Source organism: Rhizobium anhuiense bv. trifolii, from assembly GCF_024346605.1.
Classification (GTDB): domain Bacteria; phylum Pseudomonadota; class Alphaproteobacteria; order Rhizobiales; family Rhizobiaceae; genus Rhizobium; species Rhizobium anhuiense.
In genome coordinates this window covers 1,024,782-1,047,137 of sequence record NZ_CP098801.1, presented here as the reverse complement: position 1 = coordinate 1,047,137, position 22,356 = coordinate 1,024,782, and the positions used below count along the sequence as shown (strand labels likewise).

The 22,356-nt window shown below is 60.8% G+C and carries 23 protein-coding genes and 1 pseudogene; 17 read left to right on the top strand and 7 right to left on the bottom strand.

All coding sequences use genetic code 11. The annotated features are described in order from the left end of the window. Positions 1-28 precede the first annotated feature (28 nt). From NE851_RS05030 to NE851_RS05015, 4 genes are read left to right on the top strand one after another with little or no spacing between them, the layout of a single operon-like run. A complete protein-coding gene (locus tag NE851_RS05030; RefSeq protein ID WP_028756474.1) occupies positions 29-862 on the top strand; it encodes a branched-chain amino acid ABC transporter permease in 834 nt (277 codons plus the stop codon). Then, positions 855-2,612 carry a branched-chain amino acid ABC transporter ATP-binding protein/permease gene (locus NE851_RS05025; RefSeq protein ID WP_245434808.1) on the top strand — a complete coding sequence of 586 codons (1,758 nt, stop codon included), beginning with the start codon at positions 855-857 and terminating at the stop codon, positions 2,610-2,612. The genes NE851_RS05030 and NE851_RS05025 overlap by 8 nt, the downstream gene beginning before the upstream one ends. Then, positions 2,605-3,312 (top strand): ABC transporter ATP-binding protein, encoded by a 708-nt coding sequence (locus NE851_RS05020; protein WP_047613265.1) that lies wholly within the window; start codon positions 2,605-2,607, stop codon positions 3,310-3,312. The genes NE851_RS05025 and NE851_RS05020 overlap by 8 nt, the downstream gene beginning before the upstream one ends. A gap of 12 nt (positions 3,313-3,324) precedes the next feature. After that, positions 3,325-4,485: an amidase family protein gene (locus NE851_RS05015; protein ID WP_047613264.1), complete on the top strand. Its 1,161-nt coding sequence runs from the start codon at positions 3,325-3,327 to the stop codon at positions 4,483-4,485. A gap of 141 nt (positions 4,486-4,626) precedes the next feature. Here NE851_RS05015 and NE851_RS05010 read toward each other — a convergent pair. Further along, positions 4,627-4,707 (bottom strand): annotated as a pseudogene (locus NE851_RS05010) (DMT family transporter); the annotation flags it as partial. A 109-nt stretch (positions 4,708-4,816) separates the two neighbouring features. Here NE851_RS05010 and NE851_RS05005 point away from each other — a divergent pair. Further along, complete coding sequence (locus NE851_RS05005) at positions 4,817-5,383, top strand: sugar transferase (RefSeq protein WP_028756496.1); 567 nt, start codon at positions 4,817-4,819, stop codon at positions 5,381-5,383. 123 nt (positions 5,384-5,506) lie between these two features. Then, positions 5,507-7,501 carry a polysaccharide biosynthesis protein gene (locus NE851_RS05000; RefSeq protein WP_047613263.1) on the top strand — a complete coding sequence of 665 codons (1,995 nt, stop codon included), beginning with the start codon at positions 5,507-5,509 and terminating at the stop codon, positions 7,499-7,501. Between the two features lie 137 nt (positions 7,502-7,638). Here the strand turns inward: NE851_RS05000 and NE851_RS04995 are convergent, their stop codons facing one another. Both NE851_RS04995 and NE851_RS04990 read right to left on the bottom strand, forming a co-directional pair. Next, the gene (locus NE851_RS04995) at positions 7,639-7,890 is read right to left on the bottom strand and encodes a hypothetical protein (RefSeq protein WP_028756498.1); all 252 of its coding nucleotides are present in this window, start codon (positions 7,888-7,890) and stop codon (positions 7,639-7,641) included. Positions 7,891-7,929: 39 nt separating this feature from the next. Continuing rightward, complete coding sequence (locus NE851_RS04990; protein ID WP_028756499.1) at positions 7,930-8,334, bottom strand: DUF2934 domain-containing protein; 405 nt, start codon at positions 8,332-8,334, stop codon at positions 7,930-7,932. Positions 8,335-8,500: 166 nt separating this feature from the next. Here NE851_RS04990 and NE851_RS04985 point away from each other — a divergent pair, with 166 nt between their 5' ends. Both NE851_RS04985 and uxuA read left to right on the top strand, forming a co-directional pair. Beyond that, positions 8,501-9,223 carry a GntR family transcriptional regulator gene (locus NE851_RS04985; RefSeq protein ID WP_028756500.1) on the top strand — a complete coding sequence of 241 codons (723 nt, stop codon included), beginning with the start codon at positions 8,501-8,503 and terminating at the stop codon, positions 9,221-9,223. A 43-nt stretch (positions 9,224-9,266) separates the two neighbouring features. After that, positions 9,267-10,454 carry a mannonate dehydratase gene (gene uxuA / locus NE851_RS04980; RefSeq protein WP_063476192.1) on the top strand — a complete coding sequence of 396 codons (1,188 nt, stop codon included), beginning with the start codon at positions 9,267-9,269 and terminating at the stop codon, positions 10,452-10,454. Positions 10,455-10,520: 66 nt separating this feature from the next. Here the strand turns inward: uxuA and NE851_RS04975 are convergent, their stop codons facing one another. Then, positions 10,521-11,168: a TetR/AcrR family transcriptional regulator gene (locus NE851_RS04975; RefSeq protein WP_254955493.1), complete on the bottom strand. Its 648-nt coding sequence runs from the start codon at positions 11,166-11,168 to the stop codon at positions 10,521-10,523. Between the two features lie 135 nt (positions 11,169-11,303). On the opposite strand from NE851_RS04975, the gene NE851_RS04970 reads away from it, so the two are divergent. Both NE851_RS04970 and NE851_RS04965 read left to right on the top strand, forming a co-directional pair. Further along, complete coding sequence (locus tag NE851_RS04970; protein ID WP_254955492.1) at positions 11,304-12,488, top strand: HlyD family secretion protein; 1,185 nt, start codon at positions 11,304-11,306, stop codon at positions 12,486-12,488. 23 nt (positions 12,489-12,511) lie between these two features. Next, on the top strand, positions 12,512-14,101 hold the full coding sequence (locus NE851_RS04965; protein ID WP_097622818.1) for a DHA2 family efflux MFS transporter permease subunit: 1,590 nt from the start codon (positions 12,512-12,514) through the stop codon (positions 14,099-14,101). Positions 14,102-14,140: 39 nt separating this feature from the next. Here the strand turns inward: NE851_RS04965 and NE851_RS04960 are convergent, their stop codons facing one another. Together NE851_RS04960 and NE851_RS04955 are read right to left on the bottom strand one after the other, a co-directional pair. Then, positions 14,141-15,010 carry an aldose 1-epimerase family protein gene (locus NE851_RS04960; protein ID WP_097622846.1) on the bottom strand — a complete coding sequence of 290 codons (870 nt, stop codon included), beginning with the start codon at positions 15,008-15,010 and terminating at the stop codon, positions 14,141-14,143. Positions 15,011-15,129: 119 nt separating this feature from the next. Next, positions 15,130-15,459, bottom strand: a complete 330-nt coding sequence (locus NE851_RS04955) for a DUF6665 family protein (protein WP_047613256.1) — start codon at positions 15,457-15,459, stop codon at positions 15,130-15,132. Positions 15,460-15,663: 204 nt separating this feature from the next. Here NE851_RS04955 and NE851_RS04950 point away from each other — a divergent pair, with 204 nt between their 5' ends. The 4 genes from NE851_RS04950 (at position 15,664) to NE851_RS04935 (ending at position 18,736) form a co-directional block, all read left to right on the top strand. Next, positions 15,664-17,286, top strand: coding sequence for an ABC-F family ATP-binding cassette domain-containing protein (locus NE851_RS04950; protein WP_097622817.1), 1,623 nt, complete (start codon positions 15,664-15,666; stop codon positions 17,284-17,286). A 99-nt stretch (positions 17,287-17,385) separates the two neighbouring features. After that, the gene (locus tag NE851_RS04945) at positions 17,386-17,778 is read left to right on the top strand and encodes a VOC family protein (RefSeq protein WP_097622816.1); all 393 of its coding nucleotides are present in this window, start codon (positions 17,386-17,388) and stop codon (positions 17,776-17,778) included. Between the two features lie 103 nt (positions 17,779-17,881). After that, positions 17,882-18,472, top strand: a complete 591-nt coding sequence (locus NE851_RS04940) for a hypothetical protein (RefSeq protein ID WP_097622815.1) — start codon at positions 17,882-17,884, stop codon at positions 18,470-18,472. Between the two features lie 99 nt (positions 18,473-18,571). Continuing rightward, positions 18,572-18,736, top strand: a complete 165-nt coding sequence (locus NE851_RS04935; RefSeq protein ID WP_028756510.1) for a DUF1328 domain-containing protein — start codon at positions 18,572-18,574, stop codon at positions 18,734-18,736. A 127-nt stretch (positions 18,737-18,863) separates the two neighbouring features. On the opposite strand, the gene NE851_RS04930 is transcribed toward NE851_RS04935, so the two are convergent. Next, positions 18,864-19,493, bottom strand: coding sequence for a GNAT family N-acetyltransferase (locus NE851_RS04930; protein ID WP_097544705.1), 630 nt, complete (start codon positions 19,491-19,493; stop codon positions 18,864-18,866). Between the two features lie 197 nt (positions 19,494-19,690). Between NE851_RS04930 and NE851_RS04925 the strand changes: the two genes are divergently transcribed. The 3 genes from NE851_RS04925 to NE851_RS04915 all read left to right on the top strand — a co-directional run bounded on the left by NE851_RS04925 (position 19,691) and on the right by NE851_RS04915 (position 22,325). Further along, on the top strand, positions 19,691-20,905 hold the full coding sequence (locus NE851_RS04925) for an MFS transporter (RefSeq protein ID WP_097622814.1): 1,215 nt from the start codon (positions 19,691-19,693) through the stop codon (positions 20,903-20,905). Positions 20,906-21,235: 330 nt separating this feature from the next. Then, positions 21,236-21,757 (top strand): DUF992 domain-containing protein, encoded by a 522-nt coding sequence (locus NE851_RS04920; RefSeq protein WP_047613250.1) that lies wholly within the window; start codon positions 21,236-21,238, stop codon positions 21,755-21,757. 100 nt (positions 21,758-21,857) lie between these two features. Further along, positions 21,858-22,325: a GNAT family N-acetyltransferase gene (locus tag NE851_RS04915; RefSeq protein WP_245434846.1), complete on the top strand. Its 468-nt coding sequence runs from the start codon at positions 21,858-21,860 to the stop codon at positions 22,323-22,325. Positions 22,326-22,356: the final 31 nt, after the last annotated feature.

Here is a 22,356-nt window from a genome sequence, read left to right as displayed (position 1 = left end):
CCCCGCCTCCAGCATCGGAGTTCTAGAAATGACGCTCTTTCTCGATATCGTCAGCACTGCGGCCATTCTCTTCATCGTTGCCGCCGGGCTGCTTGCGATCTTCGGCGTGCTGAAGATCATCAATTTCGCGCATGGCGCATGGCTGACCATCGGGGCTTACTGCGCTGTTGTCGTCAGCGGGTTCGGTCTCAATCCATGGCTTGCCATCCCCTTTGCGTTTCTGGTCGGCGCGATCCTCGGCGGTGTTGCCGAACGGTTCATCGTACGGCCTCTCTATCGCCGCCCGCTCGACGCCATTCTTGCAACCTGGGGCCTTGGCATCGTCATCGGCCAGCTGATCACGCTGTGGTTTGGCCGCGACGTGCAGTTCACGCCGGCGCTGCTGCCGGGCACCTTCGATCTCTTTGGCACCGGCTACTCGGCCTACCGTCTTTTCGCCATTGTCGCCGCCATCTGTCTGGGTCTCGGCTTCACCTTGCTGCTCGATGGGACAAGGCTTGGTCTCTCCGCCCGGGCAGTCATCATGAACGAAACCCTGGCGCGCGGGCTCGGTATCGATACCGAAAAGGTGCGGCTCGCGACCTTCATGATCGGCACCGGCCTTGCGGCCCTTGCCGGCGTGCTGCTCGCGCCGCTGACCAGCGTCGATCCCAATATGGGCGTCGCCTGGCTGACGGGCGCCTTCATGCTGGTGATGGTCGCAGGCTCTTCTTTCACTGCGCTTGCTGCCGCCTGCCTCATCTTCGGGGCCGCCCAAGTGCTCGTCAGCACCTATTTCAGCCCAATCCTCGGCGGCATCACCGTGGCCGTCCTCTGCGCGATCACACTGCGCATACGTCCGAAGGGATTTGCCCGTGCCTAATAGACAAAAACTCCGGCTTGTCCTTCTTCTGACGCTGGCGCTCGCGGCTCTCCTGCTGATCGTCATCGGACCGATGTTTCTCGGCCGCTTCAGCCTCAACGTGCTGACGCGTTCGATGATCTACGCCATGCTGGCGATTACCGTCGACTTGCTCTGGGGCTATACGGGCGTTCTCACCTTCGGGCAGGCGGCATTCTTTGGCGTGGGCGCCTATGCCACCGCCATGGTTCTCACCCATATCGGCGCAAGCCCGGCGCTTTTCGTCGTCGCCCTTGTCGCCGCCGTGTTCGTTCCGCTCGTGCTTGGCTTCGCCGTCGGCTGGCTGTCGTTCTATCACGGATCGACACCGCTCTATGCCACCGTGATCTCGCTCGTGGTGCCGATCGTCGTCACCCAACTCATCTTTTCCGGCGGCACCTGGACCGGTTCGTCGAGCGGCCTTGTCGGTTACGAAACCCTCCCGCTCGGGCTTCCCGGCTATTTTCGCCTGTCGGGCGCGTGCCTGCTGGTCTTGGCCGTTCTTGCCATCGTCTTCGTCCGGTCGGACGCCGGCCGTCTGCTGGTTGCAATTCGCGACAACGAAGCCCGCATCGCCTATCTCGGCATGAACCCCGCTCGGCTGAAGATCGTCCTGACGGCCGTTCTGGCTGGCGTATGCGGCCTGGCCGGCTTCCTTTATGCCAACGCATCCGGTGTCGTCGCACCCGAGAATACCGGCTTCGTATTCGGAACCGAACTCGTCGTCTGGACGGCGCTCGGTGGCCGGGGAACGATCATCGGACCCTTGTTCGGCGCAATCGGCATCGACTATCTGAGCGCCAGCCTTTCGGGCGATCTGCCCTTCCTGTGGCAATTGATCATCGGTGCGCTCTTCGTCGCCATGATCATCCTTTTGCCGGGCGGCCTCGCTTCCCTGGTGACGCGATTCCTGCAGTCGGCCAACTCCAGCAGCACTCTGAAGTCCTTGCCGACGCGCATCGTCGCCGAGGACGGTCCGTTGGCAGGCAAAAGCCTTCTGTCGATCCGCGGTCTCGGCAAGTCCTATGGCAGCCTCTCCGTCCTCAAGGGCATCGACCTTGAAATCGGCGCCGGAGAACTCGTCAGCCTGGTCGGCCCCAATGGCGCCGGCAAGACCACGCTGATGCGTTGCCTGTCGGACGGTACCCAGCAGATCGAAGGTCAAGTGGATATCATCGGCACGAATATCGCCGGTCATGCACCGGAACGGATCGTCGCTCTCGGCGTCGGCCGCAAATTCCAGGTTGCCAGCATCTTCGACAGCATGACCATCGGCGAATGCCTCAAGATGGCGCGTTTCAGCCGCGAGACACCCAGTCCGATGCGATCGCTCGCCGAGATCATGCTGCCGGCCGCTGCAGCTGAGATCCTGACGCTCACCGGCATGGCCGACATGTTGGACAAGCCGGTCTTGCTGCTGTCGCATGGTCAAAGGCAGGCTCTCGAACTGGCGATGGTCGTCGCTCTGGAACCACGCATCATTCTTCTCGACGAACCGACGGCGGGTCTTACCAAGACCGAGCGCATGACCATCGGAGCCATCCTCAAGAAACTGACGGACGAGATGGGTTTCGCCGCCATCCTGGTCGAACACGATCTGGATTTCGTGCGCGACATATCGAGTCGCATCGTGGTTCTCCACCAGGGCAAGCTCGTTCTCGACGGCACGGTGAATGACGTGGTCAATTCCGAAACGGTTCGCACCATCTACGCAGGAGGCGCCCATGGCTGACGCGTTCAAACTCAAACTCAGCGGCGTATCGAGCGGATATGGCGCGGTGGATGTCGTCAATGGCGTGTCGCTTGCCATCCGGTCCGGCGAAATCTTCGCCCTCATGGGCAAGAACGGCATGGGCAAAACGACGCTGCTGAAGACAATCCTTGGCTTCCTGCGCGTCGGCAAGGGCAAGATCGAGGTCGATGGCGCTGCCATCACCGACAGGAAGCCCGCCGAGTTGATCGCTTCCGGCATCGGCTACGCCCCTCAGGAATTGCCGTTGTTTCAGGACCTCTCCATCCGCGACAATCTGCGCCTCGCGCTCAAAGGCGATCGGGATCTGGCATCTGCCCTGGAGCGGGTCTACGCCTATTTCCCGTTCCTGAGGGATCGGCTGGCACAGAAAGCCGGCACGCTGTCGGGCGGGGAGCAGAAAATGCTGATCCTCGCGCGGGCGCTGATGCTGCGTCCGAAACTGCTGCTGATCGACGAAATCTCCGAAGGTCTGCAGCCCTCCGTTGTTCAGAACATCGCCAAGGCATTGAGGGACGACCGCGAAAAGCGCGGCACGACCATCCTGCTGGTCGAACAGAATCTGGATTTTGCCCTTTCGGTGGCGGACCGCTGGGCCATTCTCAAACTCGGGGCGATCGAAGACGAAAGCCTCAATGGTCCGGAGAGCCGCGCCCGTGTCCTGCAACATCTGAAGATCTAGGGGCCGGCGCAAGTGCGAGACCCATGGAGCGCTTTTATACCCTATCCGGATGCAGATGTCGGGCACGCGTCCATCGGCCCGCTTTCCGGCCTTCGACTGGCGGTCAAAGACCTTTTCGACGTTGCCGGCTATCCCACAGCGGCCGGCAACGCCACGGTACTCGCTGCCTCCGGCATCAAGACATCGACGGCGCCTCTGGTCCGGACGCTGCTCGATGCCGGCGCCTGCTTCGTCGGCAAAACCAATACGGATGAGCTCGCCTATTCCCTGATCGGCGGCAACATCCATTTCGGCATGCCGATCAATCCGCGCGATCCCAATCTCATCCCCGGCGGGTCGTCGTCGGGCTCGGCCGTCGCGGTTGCCGCGGGCCTTGCGGATATCGGGCTTGGAACAGACACGTCCGGCTCCATCCGGCTGCCGGCCGCCGTCAACGGCCTCATCGGCTGGCGCCCGACACATGGAAGCCTCGACAACCAGGCACTGCGTCCGCTGGCGCCAAGCTTTGACGTGCCGGGTTTCATGACGAGAAGCCTGGAACCAATGGCTGCGGTGATGAGCGCCGTCGGCACGCCCGCGGCAGATGACCGACCATCATCTATCCTCATTTCCGCGGATATCTTCGCAACCATCGACGACGCGGTTGCCGACGAGATGATCGCCGGCCTTCGATCGGCGGCCATACCTGTCCGCAGGATAGATGCGATCTCCTCGTTCAGCCTCGCCGACCTTGCTTCGGCGTTCATCACCATCCTGCAAAGGGAAGCCTGGGACAGCAACAAAACACTCTTCGAGCGGAGCCCTGAAGCCATTGCTCCCGATATTGCTGCGCGCCTTCTGTCAGGATCTCGTCTGGATGACGAGGAGGTGCGTGAGGCACGTGCGATCGCCAAGCTCTTTTCCGCGGAGATCGACCGATTGCTGTGCGAAAATGTGATTGTCGCTCTTCCGACCTTGGCCATGAGCCCGCCAGCGCGCGATGCCGGCGCAGAAAGCTTCGCTAGATTCCGTTCCGCCTGCATCGAGCTTCTGTGTCTTTCGGGCCTTAGCGGCTGTCCGCAACTGGCTTTTCCAATTGCCAGTTACGTGGGGAAAGTTTCGCTTTCCTTGTTAGGCGCAAGGAGCGCCGACAGGACGCTTATGAATGTGGCCGGGCAACTAAGGGCTGAGTGAAAGAGCAAATGCGGCCGGGAGGCCTTCCCGCCGTCCATCCGTCCCCGTGACTTGCGACCGGCCGATGAAATTGCCGCAGCAATAGCACCGGAATCGCGGCATGGCGCTTGGCTATTGCGTGCCGCCGCCTTCGCGCCGCCTGACCATCTGGCCACCGATGATTAGCAGAGCCGAATTGACCGCACCTATGCGGGCAATCGCCCAACTGCCCGCCGCCACAAACTGCGGAAACACTGCGTCCCGCAGTTGACGCGAAACGCTTTTTGACGATACGGCAGGGCGAAATCGCAAATGGCGGATGGTCGTCGGTGGGGCGGAAGAGCTGCGGAGCATGGGTTTGAAACGGGCGGTGGATTTTTTCCTGGCTTTGCTTGCATCGGTGGTCCTGCTCGTTCCGATCCTGATCGTCGCTCTTTGTGTTCGCTTAACCTCGCCAGGACCGGTTCTCTACTGGTCAAAACGGATCGGTCGTTTCAACCAGATCTTCCTGATGCCGAAATTCCGGAGCATGCGTGTCGACACGCCGACGGTTGCCACGCATCTGCTCGACAATCCGGATCGGTTTCTGACACCCATCGGCTCGTTTCTGCGCAAATCCAGCCTCGACGAACTGCCGCAGCTTTGGTGCATTCTCGAGGGGAAGATGAGCTTCGTCGGTCCGCGGCCGGCGCTCTACAACCAATATGATCTGATGGAGTTGCGCACGGCGCACGGTGTCGACAAGCTCCTGCCTGGATTGACGGGATGGGCGCAGATCAACGGGCGCGACGAATTGCCGATCCCGGAGAAGGTGAAATTCGATGTCGAATATCTCGAGCGGCGCTCATTCGGCTTCGATATGCGCATCCTGTTCTTGACCGCCGAGAAGGTCATTCGCCGCAAGGGTATCAGGCATTAAGTTACCTACTTCCGATAGACTAGCGGTGCAGAAGGCCTTGATTTCCGATTATTTCAGTTGCGCTCGTTGGAGAAAGTGACAAGAAGGTGGTTGTCTGATTGATCTGCGAGACGCTGGTAAGCAATGCCTGAAAATACCCCCGCTGGGACGCCGCGCTCAGGATGGTTGTTACTGCCGATGCAAGCGCTCGTCGCTCCTCTCCTGGCGATGCCGCGTGTTGCCAAACGCGCACTGGCTTTGCTGGTGGATTCCTGCTTTTGCATTCTGACGATCTGGCTCGCCTATTGCTTCCGCCTGAACGAATGGACGGTGCTGACCGGCGTGCAGTGGTTGCCGGTCTTTGTTTCGTTGTGCATGGCACTTCCGATCTTCATCGTCATGGGCATGTATCGGGCGATCTTCCGTTATGCCGGCCTGGCGGCTTTCATCGCGGTTCTGAAGGCCATTGCCATCTACGGCGTCGCCTTCATGACGATATTTACGGCGCTCAGCGTCCCGGGCGTTCCGAGAACCGTCGGCATTCTCCAGCCCTTCCTGCTGCTGATCGGGATCGGCCTGTCGAGGTTGGGTATCCGTTACTGGCTCGGGGATGCCTACCAGCGCATCCTTAACAAGAATACGGTCGCCAAGGTGCTGATCTACGGGGCAGGGAGTGCCGGGCGGCAGCTGGCGGGTGCCCTGACGAACAGTGCCGAACTCAATGTTGTCGGCTATCTCGACGATGATCCGCGCCTCAAGGGCGGCATCATGGGCGGCCTGCCGATCTACGATCCCTCGGATCTTCCGGTGCTCGCCGAAACGCTTGGCGTGCACAATGTGCTTCTTGCTCTTCCATCGGCATCGCGGCAGCGCCGCAACGAAATCCTGGAGCATATTCGCACAGCCAGGGTGAACGTTCGCACATTGCCGGATCTTACGGCCCTGGCTCAGGGGCGGATCGCCGTCTCCGACATCCGTGAACTGGAGATCGAAGATCTGCTCGGAAGAGAAGCGGTTGCGCCGCGGCAGGCCTTGCTCGACAAGGCGATGCGCAACAAGGTGGTGATGGTCACGGGTGCCGGCGGCTCGATCGGCGGCGAATTATGCCGTCAGATTTTGCGTAATAGCCCTTCCAGCCTGATCCTCGTCGATCAGAATGAGTTTGCGCTTTATAATATCCACGCCGAGCTGCAGAAGCTGGCCGAACTGTACAAGCATGAAAATCTGCAGATTGTCCCGATTCTCTGTTCCGTCCGTGATCAGGATCGCATCGAGCATATCATGCAGAGCTGGCGACCTCAGACGCTTTATCATGCCGCCGCCTACAAGCATGTGCCTCTTGTCGAACATAATGCCGTGGAAGGCATCAAGAACAACGTCATGGGGACGCTGGTCACGGCACGCGCGGCGAACAAGAACGGCGTCTCGAATTTCGTGCTGATCAGCACGGACAAGGCCGTGCGTCCGACAAATGTGATGGGCGCCAGCAAGCGGCTGGCGGAGATGGTTCTGCAGGCGCTCGCAGCAGAGTCGACGACTGACAGACTGCAAACGAATTTCTCCATGGTGCGTTTCGGAAACGTCCTTGGCTCCTCCGGTTCGGTCGTGCCGCTTTTCCGGCAGCAGATCAAGGAAGGTGGTCCCGTGACGCTGACACACCCTGATATAACCCGCTATTTCATGACCATTTCGGAAGCCTCGCAACTCGTTATCCAGGCTGGCGCGATGGCCGAGGGCGGAGATGTTTTCCTGCTCGACATGGGTGAGCCCGTTCGCATCGCAGATCTCGCCCGCAAGATGGTGGAGCTTTCCGGGCTGACGGTTCGCGACGAGGACAATGCCGAAGGGGACATCGAGCTTTCCGTCACCGGCCTCAGGCCCGGCGAGAAACTCTATGAAGAACTGTTGATCGGGGATAATCCAGAAACGACCGAACATCCCCGGATCATGAAGGCGCGCGAGGATTTCCTCTTCTGGCCGGAGCTTTCGAAAAAGCTCACCTCACTCAATGTCGTCTTGGATCGGAACGATATGACCGCAGCGCGGTCGATGTTGGCGGAGCTCGTCTCTGGCTATTCATCAACGGGCGAGGTCTCGGATCTCGCGTTCACCGGTGCCGAAACCACTACGGCCGCCTGAGACATCCGGCAGCTCGTCCGGCTGCCAGACGCTCAGCCGCGAACGCCGGTGTTGTTCCCACGGTCGGAAAGCCGTTGTGGACAGCCGAGTGGGCTAGCTGAAGAGCCAATGCATGTGCTTCATCGACCTGTCCGTTATTATCGCCAGTATGCGCGAGTCGAACTTTCCGCCGATGATCGACCGAGGAGGTAACCCAGGCCGAATGCCAGCATGCCGGTGGCGAGCAACAATGCGCTTGCTGCTTGCGGGTGATCCCTCGCGCCGGAGGCGACGGCATAGACCTCGCGCTTCACCTCGTTGGCGGCCGACTTCGCGACCTTGGTCAATCCCTCCGGCTGCTCGGTGGGCGTGCCGGTGAATCCGGCGTTCAAGTTCTGTTTGTCGGCCATGTCGAGGACCTTTCCTGAGAGTGGCGCGAAGCAGAAAGTTCAATCCTGCTCGCGTGTGCCGGGGGAGGCTTCGCGTTGATCCGCGTCTTCGAGATCCGTCTTGACGAGGAATGCATCCGTATGTTCGCGTGAGGCCTCTCGCAATGCTGCAAGGCTTGGAGGATTGTCAGCCTCGCCCTGCTGTGCATCGAGTTCATGTTCAGCCAGGCTCCAGTGATGCTGATGCTTGCCGTCCGGCCTTCCTTCCTTCTCCCACAGAGAATGGGCCCTTTTTCGGATCTCCTCCTCGCGGGTGGCTGCCGGCGACGCGACGCTCTGCTTGTTGATATCGGTTGCGGCTCGCCGAGCCATCTTCCGTCCGCTTGTTTTCGTGGCGGACGGAACTTCCGGCCGGTCACCGTCGGTCGCGCTTTCGCGTATCTTGCGTCGTGCTGGGTTTTTCATGAGCGCCTCCTTGGAGTTCTCAACCAACTCGACCGACCTAAGTTCCAAACAAAGTTTGCTTCTGATTTCGTCAGGTTCATGCCGTCACTCGACCGTAGTGCGTCTTGGCATGGGGACAAAACTAATATACTAGTATGCCAGATAGGTTCAGCGTCCCGGTATCGTTATGCGGCAGGCATCAGAAACCGAAGTTTTGGTCGTCCCGGCCCCGCAAGAGGTTGCCGGCAGGTTGCGCCGTATCACCGCGGCCGGCGCAATCTACGAGCGCCTGCATGCCGACATCGTGTCATTGCGAATGCCGCCCGGCATGCTGCTGCAGGAAAAGCGGATCGCCGATGATTTCGGCGTCAGCCGCACGCCGGTCCGTGAGGCGCTGCTCCGGCTTTCCGAAGGCGGACTGGTCGATATCTATCCGCAGTCGAGCACCGTCGTGTCGCGGGTGCCGGTTTCGGCGATCCCCGAGGCGGTCGTCGTACGCAAGGCGCTCGAAGGCGCGACTGTCGAGACCGCGGCCCTTACCGCCACCGCCGCAGACATTGCCCGTCTCGACGCCATCATCGCGCGGCAGCAGACCCATGCTGCGGCCGGCAATGCCTCGAATTTCCATGAGGACGATGAGGCCTTTCACGAGGCAATCGCACAGATCTCCGGTTATCCCGGCATCTGGGCGACCCTGAAAACGGTCAAGGTGCAGCTCGACCGAGCACGACGGCTGACGCTGCCGGTTCTCGGGCGCATGGACAATGTGGTGCACGAACATATGATCATCCGCGATGCGCTCGCCGCCCATGATGCGGTGGCGGCACGCAGCGCGATGACCCATCACCTGAGCGCCGTCATTCCCGATGTCGACGAACTGCGCGCACGTTACCCCGATTATTTCTGCTGACGGCAGGCCAACATGAAACGAAAAGGCGAGGGAAGGAAGAAGGATGCGACAGGGTTGGAGATGGTTCGGACCGGAAGCGCCGGTGACGCTGGATGACGTCCGACAGACGGGTGCGACGAATATTGTCTCTTCGCTGCATCAGGTGCCGATCGGCAGGGCCTGGACGGAAACGGAAGTGCGCGAGCGCCAGTCTCTGATCGAGACGACGCCTGGCGACCGTTCGCCGCTCGTCTGGTCTGTCGTCGAAAGCATCCCGATCCCCGACGCCGTCAAACGCAAGGGTGGGGAGGCCAAGGCCGAAATCGAGGCGTGGATCGCCAGCCTCGAAGCGGTTGCCGCCTGCGGCATTCCGATCGTCTGCTATAATTTCATGCCGGTGGTGGACTGGACCCGCACCGAACTCGATTTCGTGACGCCGACGGGCGCCACCGCCATGCGCTTCGACCACGAGCGCTTCGCGGCCTTCGATCTCTTCATTCTGGAACGGCCGGATGCGGCGCAGCACTATTCCGCGGAGGACCGCGAACGGGCGCGTATCGTCTTCGAGGCGATGACGGACGACGAGATCGCCGACATCACCCGTATCATCACCTCGGCTCTGCCTGGCTCGACCACCGAACCTCTGACCATTCCGGCCTTCCGCGAAAAGCTGGTCGCCTATAGCGGTATCGATGCCGCCAGGCTGCGCCGGCACCTGATCGAATTCCTGGAGGCGGTGACGCCGGCTGCCGAAGCGCGCGGTGTCAAGCTGACGCTGCATCCCGATGATCCGCCGCGTTCGCTGTTCGGCCTGCCGCGCATCGCCTCGACGGCCGATGATTATGCCGCTCTTTTCGATGCGGTGCCATCGGCGGCGAACGGCATGTGTTATTGCACCGGCAGTCTCGGCGTGCGCGCCGAAAACGATCTGCCGGCGATCGCCCGGCGTTTTGCTTCGCGCATTCATTTTGCCCATCTGCGCGCCACGACGCGCGAAGGCGACGGCCGGACGTTCCATGAAAGCGCGCATTTGGAAGGCGACGTCGATATGGTCGCGGTCCTCCGGGAACTGGTGGCGGAAGACCGCCGCCGCAGCGCGCAGGACACCATTGTCTTCCGCTCGGACCATGGCCACCGCATGCTCGACGATCTCGACAAGGTCGTCACACCAGGCTACCCCGCCATCGGCCGCATGCGCGGTCTTGCCGAGCTGCGCGGCATCCTGCATGCGCTGGGCGCCCCGCCGAACTGAGGGCGTCCCCTGTTCGCGCAGCGCCCTTCGGCGGAAATTATCGCGCTCTGAAGCCCGAAGGACGCTTCAGAGCGCGCAACCCTTCAAGAAAAGATCGGCGCACATCTTTGCCCGCGCCTGGATCGCCTCGATCTTGGGCGGCGGTTCCTGGCGCAGGATCGCCGCACGCTGCGGCTCCATAGCCATCATGCCGCGCAGCATGCCGCAGGCCAAATGCGGATCGTCGAGCGCAATGAGGCCGCGCTCGACCTGGCGGCGCAGCCAGTCCTCCATCAGCTCATTGGTGCGCAGGATCGCCTGTTCGTAGAAGGACGTGGCGATCTCCGGAAAGCGGTCCGATTCGCCTATCACGAGGCGCATGATGGTGACCGTCTCGTCCGAGAGCGACAGCATGCCATAGGCCATCAGCATGCGCTCCAGCCCGTCCCTCAGGTCTGCAGTGGCGAGCGTTGCGGGATCGAGCGCAAGCAGGAAACCGACGATACGCTCGGAGATCATGCTGGCGAAGAGATCGGCCTTGGTCGGGAACAATCGGTAGAGGGTCTTCGTGGAAACACCGGCCTCCTGGGCGATCGTGACGATGCTCGCCGCCGCGTAGCCATTCTCGTGAAACTGGGTGTTTGCTGCCTTGATGATCAGACCCTTGGTGTCGTCGTCACAGCGAATCTGCGGCCGGCCTCTCGGCCTCTTCTCGATTTGTTGATTTTGGACCATCGCTATTTTCCAAATTCCAGTTGACATCGATTTTATAGAGCATATTTTGGAAAACATCAAGTTTCCTAATTAGGATTTCACCCGACTTCAGAGGCCGCAGCCCAAGAGACGGCGACCGTCATCCGGAGAAAGACAATGACCATCAAGACGCTGCATGCCCTCAACAACAACGCTGCTCCCGAAACCGTCGCCGAAGCCGCCCCGGCCAGCCTGGACGCGGGCCAGCGGCCGCGCATCGCCGAAGCCGCCGCTCCGATTGCCGAGGAAAAGCCCGCCCGCAAGCGCGGCGGCCGCTCGCTGCTACTTGGCGCCACCGCACTGGTGCTGATCGCCGCCGGCGCCTATTACGGCCATGATTACTGGACGGTCGGCCGCTTCCATATCTCGACCGACGATGCCTATGTGAAGGCCGACAACAGCACGATTGCCCCGAAGGTTTCCGGCTATCTCGCCGAGGTCCTCGTCATGGACAACGAGACCGTCAAGGCAGGCCAGCCGCTTGCCCGCATCGACGATCGCGACTTCAAGGCGGCCCTCGATCAGGCCAAGGCCGATGTCGCTGCCGCGGAAGCTACCGTCAGCGCCAAGCAGGCGTCGCTCGAGATTCAGCAGTCGACGATCGCTGCGGCCCGCGCGACCGTCGACGTCGATCGCGCCAACGAGACCTTCGCCGAGCAGAACAACAAGCGTTATTCGAACCTTGCCACCAGCGGTTATGCCCCGGTCCAGACCGCCCAGCAGGCCGCCTCGCAGATCGCCGCCGCTCAGGCCACCATCGTGCGCGACAGCGCCTCGCTCGATGCCGCCGTCAAGCAGGTCGATCTTCTCAATGCCGAGCTTGCCCAGGCGAGGGCCTCTCTTGCGCGCAGCCAGGCCGTCCAGCGCCAGGCCGAGCTCAACCTTTCCTATGCGACGATAACAGCCCCGGTCGACGGAACCGTCGGCAACCGGACGCTGCGCGTCGGACAATATGTCCAGGCCGGCACTCAGCTGATGTCGGTCGTGCCGACGACGGCTGCCTATGTCATCGCCAACTACAAGGAAACGCAGTTGACCGACGTCCGGGCCGGCCAGCCGGTTGAGATCGAGGTCGATATGTTCCCCGGCCGCACCTATCACGGCCATGTCGACAGCCTCGCTCCGGCAAGCGGCCAGGAATTCGCGCTGCTGCCGCCCGATAACGCCACCGGCAACTTCACCAAGGTCGTTCAGCGCATTCCGGTGAAGATCCTGCTCGACGGCGATGCCGCCGCAAACGGCGATCTGCGCCCCGGCATGTCCGTTCAGCCTGATATCGATACCAAGAACGATCGCAGCTAGGCCAGCGGCGAGGAGTTTGTGTCATGTCCACCATCACAGCAACAGCTATCGCTGTTCCGCAACAAAGGACCGGGGCTAGCACCCGGGACTGGATCGCCGTTCTCGCCGGCATGATCGGCGCCTTCATGGCGATCCTCAACATCCAGATCACCAATGCCTCGCTTCTCGACATCGAGGGCGGCATCGGAACAGGCGTCGACAATGGCGCCTGGATTTCCACCTCCTATCTGATCGGCGAGATCGTCGTCATTCCGCTGACGGCCTATTTCAGCAACGTCTTCTCGTTCCGCCGCTATATCCTGGTGAATTCGATCCTCTTCCCGCTGTTCTCGATCGCCTGCGCCTTCGCCCATGATCTCGGCACGATGATCCTGCTGCGCGGTCTGCAGGGTTTTGCCGGCGGCGTGCTGATCCCGATGGCCTTCACCATGGTGCTGACCAAGCTGCCGAAGAACCAGCAGCCGCTCGGCCTGGCGATCTTCGCGCTTTCGGTCACTTTCGCGCCGGCAATCGGCCCGACCATCGGCGGTTATCTCACCGAAAATTACGGCTGGCAGACGATCTTCTTTATCAACGCCATCCCGAGCGCCATCATGGCAGTCGCCCTTGCCCTGACGCTCGACAAGCAGCCGATGCAGCTCGGCCTGCTGAGGGAAGGCGATTGGGCGGGCATCGTCACGATGGCGATCGGTTTGTCGGCATTGCAGACGGTGCTTGAAGAAGGCAACAAGGAGGACTGGTTCTCCTCGCCCTTCATCGTCAAGCTCAGCATCCTCGCTTTCGTCTTTCTCGTCGCCTTCATCTGGATCGAGCTCACCGTGAAGAAGCCGCTGGTCAAGCTCAGCCTGCTGAAGCAGCGCAATTTCGGCATCGGCGTTGCGGTCAACGTGCTGGTCGGCGTCGCCCTTTTCGGCACCGTCTATATCCTGCCGCAATATCTCGGCCAGGTGCAGCGCTACAATGCCGAGCAGATCGGCAACGTGCTGGCCTGGACCGGTCTGCCGCAGCTGCTGTTGATCCCGCTCGTGCCGATGATGATGAAGCGCTTCGATGCCCGTTACATCGGCTTCCTCGGCATTTCGATCTTTGCGATCAGCTGCTTCATGAACATCATGCTTTCGGCCGATACCGCGGGCGATCAGTTCTGGATCCCCAACATTGTCCGCGCCATTGGCCAGGCTCTGGTGCTGACCCCGATCACCGCCATCACCACTGCCGGCATTGCACCTTCAGATGCCGCCGCCGCTTCCGGCCTGACCAACATGCTGCGCAATCTCGGCGGCGCTGTCGGCACGGCGACACTCGGCACGGTGCTGACCAAACGCGAGCAGTTCCATTCCAACATCATCGGCCAGTCGGTGACGCTCGGCCGCGACGAAGTCCGCAATCGCCTCGACCAGATGACCGGCTACTTCCTGTCGCACGGCGTCTCCGACCATGCCGTTGCAGCCCAGAAGGCCGTCGTGGCGCTGGGTCAGGTCGTCAAACGCCAGGCTCTGATCATGGGTTTCAGCGATACCTTCGCCGTTATCGGCGTGGTTCTTGCCATTGCAGCCGTCGCGCTGCTGCTCACCCAAAAACCGCGTGCCGGCGGTGGCGCCGGCGCTCACTGAAACGACAGCGCTCGCCCGACTTCCCGGCGAGCGCTCTTACTATTGCGGAATTTCGACCGTAAAGGCGAAGCGGGCCACAGCGCCCGGCGCCAGTATCGTGGTGGACAACCTCGCCGAAAGCTCGTTCGATGCTCCAGCTTCCGCGGCCGTTCCATGCCAGGGCTCGATGCAGAGGAAAGGCGCACCCGGCTTGGTCCAGAGCGCGAGATTGGGCAGGTTTTCGAAATGGAACTGCATGGCCGGCCCGCCTTCGGCGCCATAACTCAAGCTGTCGCCCGCCCCACTCGGAAAGATCATCGCATCCTGTTCGAACATCGCGTGATCCAGCACCAGCCGGCCGGCATCAAACGGCGAGGGCAGAGGCGCAGGGTTGATCAGGCCACCCGCCAGCCGCACAAGCGCCGGCTCGCCTTCATTGGCGAGCGTCACGATATGGTTGCGCCCGGCAGCACCGGGCAGCGGCCAGGCGAAAGCCGAATGGAACCCGAGGCCGAACGGCATTGGCTTCTGATCGCGATTGGTGACCTCCGCCGTCACCGTCAGCGCACGGCCCTCCACCGCATGCACCACAGCCAGCTGAAAATCGAACGGATAAACCGCCCGCGTCGCCTCCGAGGCGATGAGTTCGTAGCGGCACATCGTTGCGGTGGATGCCGCAAGCGCAAATTCGCTGCGGCGGGCAAAGCCATGCTGGGCCATCGGATAGACCGTGCCGTCGATCGCTATCTTGTCGTCCGGCGCCTTGCCGACGATGGGAAACAGGATCGGCGACCGCCCGGTCCAGAAGGCCGCATCGCCGGTCCATAACCACGAGCGTCCGTCGCTTGTCGTCAGCGCCTGCATCTCGGCGCCGAGCGAGGAGACTTCGACGGCGAGATCCTGATTCCCGATCCGGATTGAGCTTGGCATCGCGGCTCCCTTTCGCATTGGTGCGGCACCAAGCCATACCTTTCCGCACCGGGTATTTCCACCCCATAGAGAGAGGCGGGACGGCAGCCACGATGACAATAGCAGTGCCGTCGCGGTGCTTATTTCCGCACCGCGCCTAATCTCGCGATCACTTCATTCGGAATGCCGTAGCGCTGAATAGCGTCACGGTTGTTCCGCAACCCGCATATCTCACGCTGGATGAAGAATGCCCAGACGGCGTCGGATGCTTCATTGAGAAGCCTCTCGCGTTCCTCAGCAGTCTGGTGATCGGGAGCCCAGGCCTTCAGGGCGGCAAGTGCCGCCTCCACCTTCAGCCCGTGACGTCCGAGCGAATCCGCGCGTTCCGACATCAGCTCGTATTCGAGGACGTTGAAGCCGCTTTTATCCTGCTGGGATTGTCGGAAGGACTGCGGCGGACGAACGCTCATTGGCACAGGTCTCCGTTGGCGTGAGTTCCGATGATATCCAATCCTGTTCCAAATTAAAGAAGGTGAGCAAGATGCCGTCCGAAATCCGCTCTCGCTTTTCGGCGTCGTACTCTTGATCGAGAGGACAGGAAACAGGGCTATCCTGCGGTTTCCTTGCATGGCATAAGCGCGCCAAAATCTCCTTCTCCAGGCGCCGCGCAAATCATGATCCGTATCGAAAATATCAGCAAGCAGCTCAGCCACCGTATCCTCTTCATCGAGGCGTCCGCGGCCCTCAATCGAGGCGAGAAGATCGGCCTGGTTGGTCCGAACGGCGCCGGCAAGACGACCGTCTTCCGGATGATCAACGGCGAGGAGCAGCCCGATGAGGGGCAGGTCTCCGTCGAGAGGGGCGTCACCATCGGCTACTTTAACCAGGATGTCGGCGAGATGGCCGGGCACAGCGCCGTTGCCGAGGTGATGAATGGCGCAGGTCCCGTCAGCATCGTTGCCGGCGAATTGCGCGAGCTCGAAGCGGCCATGGCCGATCCCGAGCAGGCCGACAATATGGAGGAGATCATCGAGCGCTACGGCGAGGTGCAGGCGCGCTATGAGGAATTGGACGGTTATGCGCTGGAGGGACGGGCGCGCGAAGTGCTTGCGGGCCTGAGCTTCAGCCAGGAGATGATGGACGGTGATGTCGGCGCGCTGTCGGGTGGCTGGAAGATGCGCGTGGCGCTCGCCCGCATCCTGCTCATGCGCCCTGACGTCATGCTGCTCGACGAGCCGAGCAACCATCTGGATCTGGAAAGCCTGATCTGGCTGGAGGAGTTCCTGAAAGGTTACGAGGGCGCGCTGCTGATGACCTCGCATGACCGCGAATTCATGAACCGCATCGTCACCAAGATCATCGAGATCGACGGCGGCACGTTGACGGCCTATTCCGGCGACTACGAATTCTATGAGCAGCAGCGGGCGCAGAACGAGAAGCAGCAACAGGCCCAGTTCGAGCGCCAGCAGGCAATGCTCGCCAAGGAAATCAAGTTCATCGAGCGCTTCAAGGCCCGCGCCTCGCATGCCTCGCAGGTGCAGAGCCGCGTCAAGAAGCTGGAGAAGATCGACCGGGTGGAGCCGCCCAAGCGCCGCCAGGCCGTCTCCTTCGAGTTCCAGCCGGCGCCGCGATCCGGCGAGGACGTGGTCAGCCTGAAGAACGTGCATAAGAAATACGGCAGTCGAAGCATCTATGAGGGGCTGGATTTCATGGTGCGGCGGCGGGAACGTTGGTGCATCATGGGCATCAACGGCGCCGGCAAATCGACGCTGCTGAAGCTGGTGACGGGCACCGCCGAGCCTGACCAAGGCAGTGTGGCTCTCGGCGCCAGCGTCAAGATGGGCTATTTCGCCCAGCACGCCATGGATATTCTCGACGGCGAGCATACCGTCTTCCAATCGCTGGAAGACCGCTTTCCCCAGGCAGGGCAGGGGCCTCTGCGGGCGCTGGCCGGATGTTTCGGCTTCTCCGGCGACGATGTCGAGAAGCGGTGCCGCGTACTGTCGGGTGGTGAGAAGGCGCGCCTCGTCATGGCGATGATGCTGTTCGACCCGCCGAACCTGCTCGTGCTCGACGAACCGACGAACCATCTCGACCTCGACACCAAGGAAATGCTGATCAAGGCGCTGTCGCAATATGAAGGCACGATGCTGTTCGTCTCGCACGACCGGCATTTCCTGGCCGCGCTCTCCAACCGGGTGCTGGAGCTGACGCCCGACGGCGTCCACCAATATGGCGGCGGCTATACCGAATATGTGGCGCGCACCGGCCAGGAGGCGCCCGGCCTGCGAAGCTGACGGCATTTTTGCCCCGGCATGTCGAAACCGTCGGCGTCGAAACGACCAGTGAAGAGCCGGCCAGCGATATCGTTGGCCGCTCGGAGCAACGGAGGAGAAATGCCCATGCAGTTGGATCGGATCGAAGTCGTCACGCTGTTCGTCGATGATATCGGCGAGGCCAAAGCATTCTACCAAAAGGTCTTCGCACCTGACGTCGTCTATCAGGACGACGTATCCTCTGTCCTGAAATTCTCGGGAACGATGATCAACCTGCTCGATGCGGCACAGGCGCCTCAGCTGGTCGAGCCATCCGCCGTGTCATCCCCCGGTTCGGGCGCACGCGTCCTGCTGACGATCAAGGTCGACGACGTCGATGCGGTTTGCGCAGAACTGCGCAAACTCGAAGTAGCGTTGCTCAATGGTCCGATCGATCGTCCATGGGGCCGCCGGACGGCAGCCTTTGCGGATCCGTCGGGCCATGTCTGGGAGGTCGCGCAGGAATTGCGCTAAGCTGGTGTCGCCGCGTTCCGAAGTCGCCTTCAGATTTTGCGACTGTGATGCGTCTCTGCAAGTTTCGTTCACGCGAAGAACAGATTCGGCGGCTATCGCCACGATGATGACCAAATTCCGTGGTGTTCGGAGCCCTCTTCATGCAATCGGGGACGGGCGCATCGGCATGGACTGGATCAATCGCTATATCGATCAGCCGCTACTGCACGGCGCGGCGGGCTTGCTGCGGAGTTGGCATCTGCGCACGCGGCAACCGCCGGAGCTGCTGGAACCGACATGGAATCTCGTTGTGCTCTCCTTTCTGCTGATCGCGAGCGGGCAGGTCGTGTCCGGCAAGCCTTTCGCGCTCAGCATTGCCGCGCTGGTCATGCTGGCGCTGCCCTCCGTGCGAAAGCTGCTTTCGGCGGCAAAGGCAGGGGGAGGCGGTTACGGCGCACGGGAATACAAGTCGCTGAGAGCGCGCGCCATCGCCAAACGCGAGGCGGAGTGGTCGGTGCGCATCATCGTGTTGTTCGCATCCGCCTGCCTTCCGTTCATCGCCCGCATCGACGATCCTGTGGGAGCCTATTTCATGCTCGGAGCAAGCATCTGGTTCGTATTGACCGGCCCGCTCAAGGCCTATCTCGATGCGGCCGAACCTCCCGAACCGAATGAAGGCGATCGGACATATAACGGCGTCTTTCATCTCGGCTGAATGGGGTCGGCGCGACGGTGCATCTACCCGCGGCAAGGCCGACGGGAACCAAATGGGGCGGCCTCCGTTATCTCCGCAGCAACGTAAAAGGAGATTGCGATGCTTTATTACGCTCTGGTGTTTCTCGTTGTGGCTTTGATTGCCGGCGTCCTCGGATTTGGCGGCATCGCAGGGGCCTCAGCTTCCATTGCCCAGGTTCTGTTCTTCATTTTCCTGGTGCTGTTCGTCGTATCGATCGTCATGCGCCTGATGCGAAAAGTATAGTGCGGACAGATAAAGTATAAGAACCCGGCGAGACATATCGCCGGGTTTTTATTTTACTGGGCCAGGGCAGTTAAAAATTCTGCGCCTAAGGCAGAATGAAAGATGGCCGTTTTGCGATAAATGGCACCTAATCGAGGATTGGGATATGAGGCGCTGCCGTCCTTGGCAACACACCGGTTAGTCTGGGATCATCTGCCACTTCGACCATGAAAGCATATGGCTTGAAACCGGACCGCTGATAGAACGGCAATGCATTCGGATGATCGAAGTGGCAGGTGTGGACCCAAAGCCGTTCGATGGGATGCGCCCAGGCAATCGATAACGCCTTGTCCATGAGATAGCGCCCCGCACCGGTTCCGATCGAACTTTTGGCAACTCCAAAGAAAACCAGTTCACACCGGCCATGTTGCCGGAAATCAAGCTCCAGCATGCCGGACGGTCGTCCGTCCGCCAGGAGGACGTATATTTCCACCAGCGGGTCGTTGATAATGGCCGTCAGCCTGTCATCGGGCATGACCAAGCGCGAAACCCACATCCAATCCTCTCCGACCAGCCGGAAAAGCTGGCGATATGCCATCAGATCGGGAGCTGTCATCCGCTCCAAAGAGATCCCAGGGATAAGCTTGGCTTCCCTGGAGGCCGGCTTCTCCGTCATCTCCAGACAGGTGACGGCATTTGCCAGTTTACCCTTGGGGACCAGAGAATATCCCTCTGGCAAATGTGGATTGGAATTATTCGATTTTTCAACAGTTTCCATAGCCATCACACCGTTGCGATCCGCTGCCTCTCCCGTCGATTTCTTGCATCGCATGAACCGCTGACTTGCGCGAGGAATTTATCGTTAGGGATGGTGTGACAACTCGCGCGTGAGAAAATCATGCAGGCATTGCGTTGCGACTTGCGTCGGTGCGGGACTGCGCAATACTCCGAGCGATAAGTATTTTGAAAGGCCGATTGATTTTGCCATCCATATTTTCACCTGTTTCACTGTCCGAAGACGCGGACTCACCAAGCGGATGGTGGGTCGTCGGTGGAGCGCATGCGCTGACAGCTGTAACCTTCGGATCAGCCTACGCCTTCTCCGCTGTGTTTCCCGGTCTTTCCGAGGAATTCGCGGCATCGCGTGGCGAGATCGCGCTTGTCTTCTCCATCTCGGCTTTGGTGTTCTATTCGCTGGGCGCAATCGCCGGCCCGCTTGCCGATCGCTGGTCGTCCCGCGCCGTCATAGCGACCGGTTTGGTGGCAATGATCATCGGTTACGTCGGAGCCAGCCAGGCACAGTCGCTGGCCTCGCTCTACATTTGGTACGGTGCCGGGGTGGGGGTTGGGATCGGCCTCTCTTATGTTCCGGCGGTTGGAGTTGTGCAGTCTTGGTTTATCCTCAAGCGGAGCCGCGCGTCAGGCATTGCTACGGCCGGCATCGGCCTCGGCACACTCTTGCTGCCGTTTACGACCGGCCGGCTTGTCTCCGGGCTTGGTTGGCGTGGATGTTTCATCGCTTTGGCGGTTGTCATAGCCGCAATCGGTCTGCCGGCGGCAATGCTCGTGCGTAGACGCCAAGACAACAGCATTCCTTCAGAACTGCGATCCAGCGACCGGCCCAGCCCTTTCACCGTATGGCGCGATGGCCGTTTCAGCCTGTTCTACATCATGCTGCTCTTGGTGTCGTTCTGCACATTCATTCCCTATGTGCATATCGTCCCGGCAGCGCATGACATGGGTCTGTCGCTTGAAAGCGGTACAATCCTTATAGCGCTCATCGGCGTCGGAAACATCTTTGGGCGTTTCGTGCTGGCCGGTTTGGGCGACCGCATCGGTTCCTTGCGCCTTTTGACAATTCTTACCTTTGCTGTTGCCGGCTCATTCGTCCTGTGGTCCGCTGCCAACGGCATGGCCATGATGGTGCTTTTCGCCCTGTTGTTCGGGGCGAGTTATGGTGGCTGTGTCGGCCTTTATCCGGCCGTCGCCGCCAATCTCTTCGGCACCCGTCATATCGGAACGATACTGGGCTATCTCTATACGGCCGTGGGTGTGGCTGCTTTGCTGGGGCCAACAATGGCGGGGCTCGTATTCGATAAAACCGGTAGCTATCTGGGCCCCATACTGTTCAGCGCGGCTGCCGCTGTCGTTGCCGGTTTCCTGACACTCTGGCTTCGGCAGAAATGGTAGCGCCGCAAATGAACAGAGGCGGCCAGACCGAGCCTTGTGGTCACCGGCCGCTCAGCCGGATGTCACCGGTCGAGATCGATGTGCCTTTCTGGCAACCATTCCGGATAAGATCATGAAATAATCGAATGCCGCGAAAAGGTGCCTTCGAAATGTCCCAATGGGGCTGAACCGTAGGCTTGTTTGTCGCTTGCGCCTTCCCATGCGCTTTGACATGCGATGCGTAAATGATGCCGGTTCGGGATCGTTTTGCGGTTCCGTCCGTTATCTGTTGCCGAATCTGGTGGCGAGTAGCCGGGTATGCTCCCGTCACGATTTGAGAAGGAGAGACTTATGAACAAAATTCTTGCGACGGCCTTTGCCGCGGTATCGTTGACCTTTGTCGGAGCGGGGGTGGCCAATGCAGCCGACCTCGTCACAAGGACATATGAAGAGCCGGACCTGCGCAATGGCGTGAAGATCGGTTATCTTACCTGCGATATCGGCGGCGGCACGGGTTATGTGCTCGGTTCATCCAAGGAAGCCGATTGCATTTTCCAGTCGACCGTCGGCAACGAGCTTTCGGATCGTTATACCGGCGAAGTGAGAAAACTTGGCATCGACCTTGGTTTCACCACGCGCAGCCGCCTGATCTGGGCCGTGTTTGCGCCGACCGCCGGCTATCACCGCGGCTCGCTCGCCGGCCTCTATGTCGGCGCTAGCGCCGAAGCCACGCTCGGCGCCGGTGTGGGCGCCAATCTCCTGGTCGGCGGTACCTCCGGCTCGATCCATCTGCAGACGGTCAGCCTGACCGGCCAGCTCGGCCTCAACGTTGCGGCAGGCAGCGCCTCGATGACGCTGACGGCAGCGAATTGATGTTCTCTTTTGGCGCCTCCTGCCCATCGCGGTGGGGAGGCGCCAACTCTTCTGAGGAGCGATTTCGCGCCCTCGCATGCCCAAGCCGGATCACGACATGATGGATATTCGAATGGCAACGCCCGACGAGGACGAGGTCCTGGTGGGGCACTATCTGAAGATCTGGGACAGCTACGGCACACCACCGGAACACTACAGCTCCGATGCGGCGGCGCGGATCTTGTCTTTCATCAGAAGCGGTCGCGAAGAGCGCCGCCTGACCTCGTTCCTTGCGATCGTCGACGGTGAAATCGCTGGTTCTGCATCCTGCCAGCTGCACCAATCGCCGTTTCCGGAGGTCATCCGTCCGGAACAGCGGCTGTTCGGTTATATCTGGTCCGTCTATGTCGCCGACGCCTTCCGTCGGCGCGGCATCGCATTGGCGCTGACCAACAAGGCCGTCGATTATCTGAAATCGATCGGCTGCACGACGGTCGTCATCCATGCCTCGGATGCCGGCGAACCCGTTTATAGGGCTGCCGGTTTCGAACTGGCGAAGGAAATGCGCCTGAAGTTCCCGGAGGAATAACGACCCGGATGCGGCCGGTGCCGCATCTTCC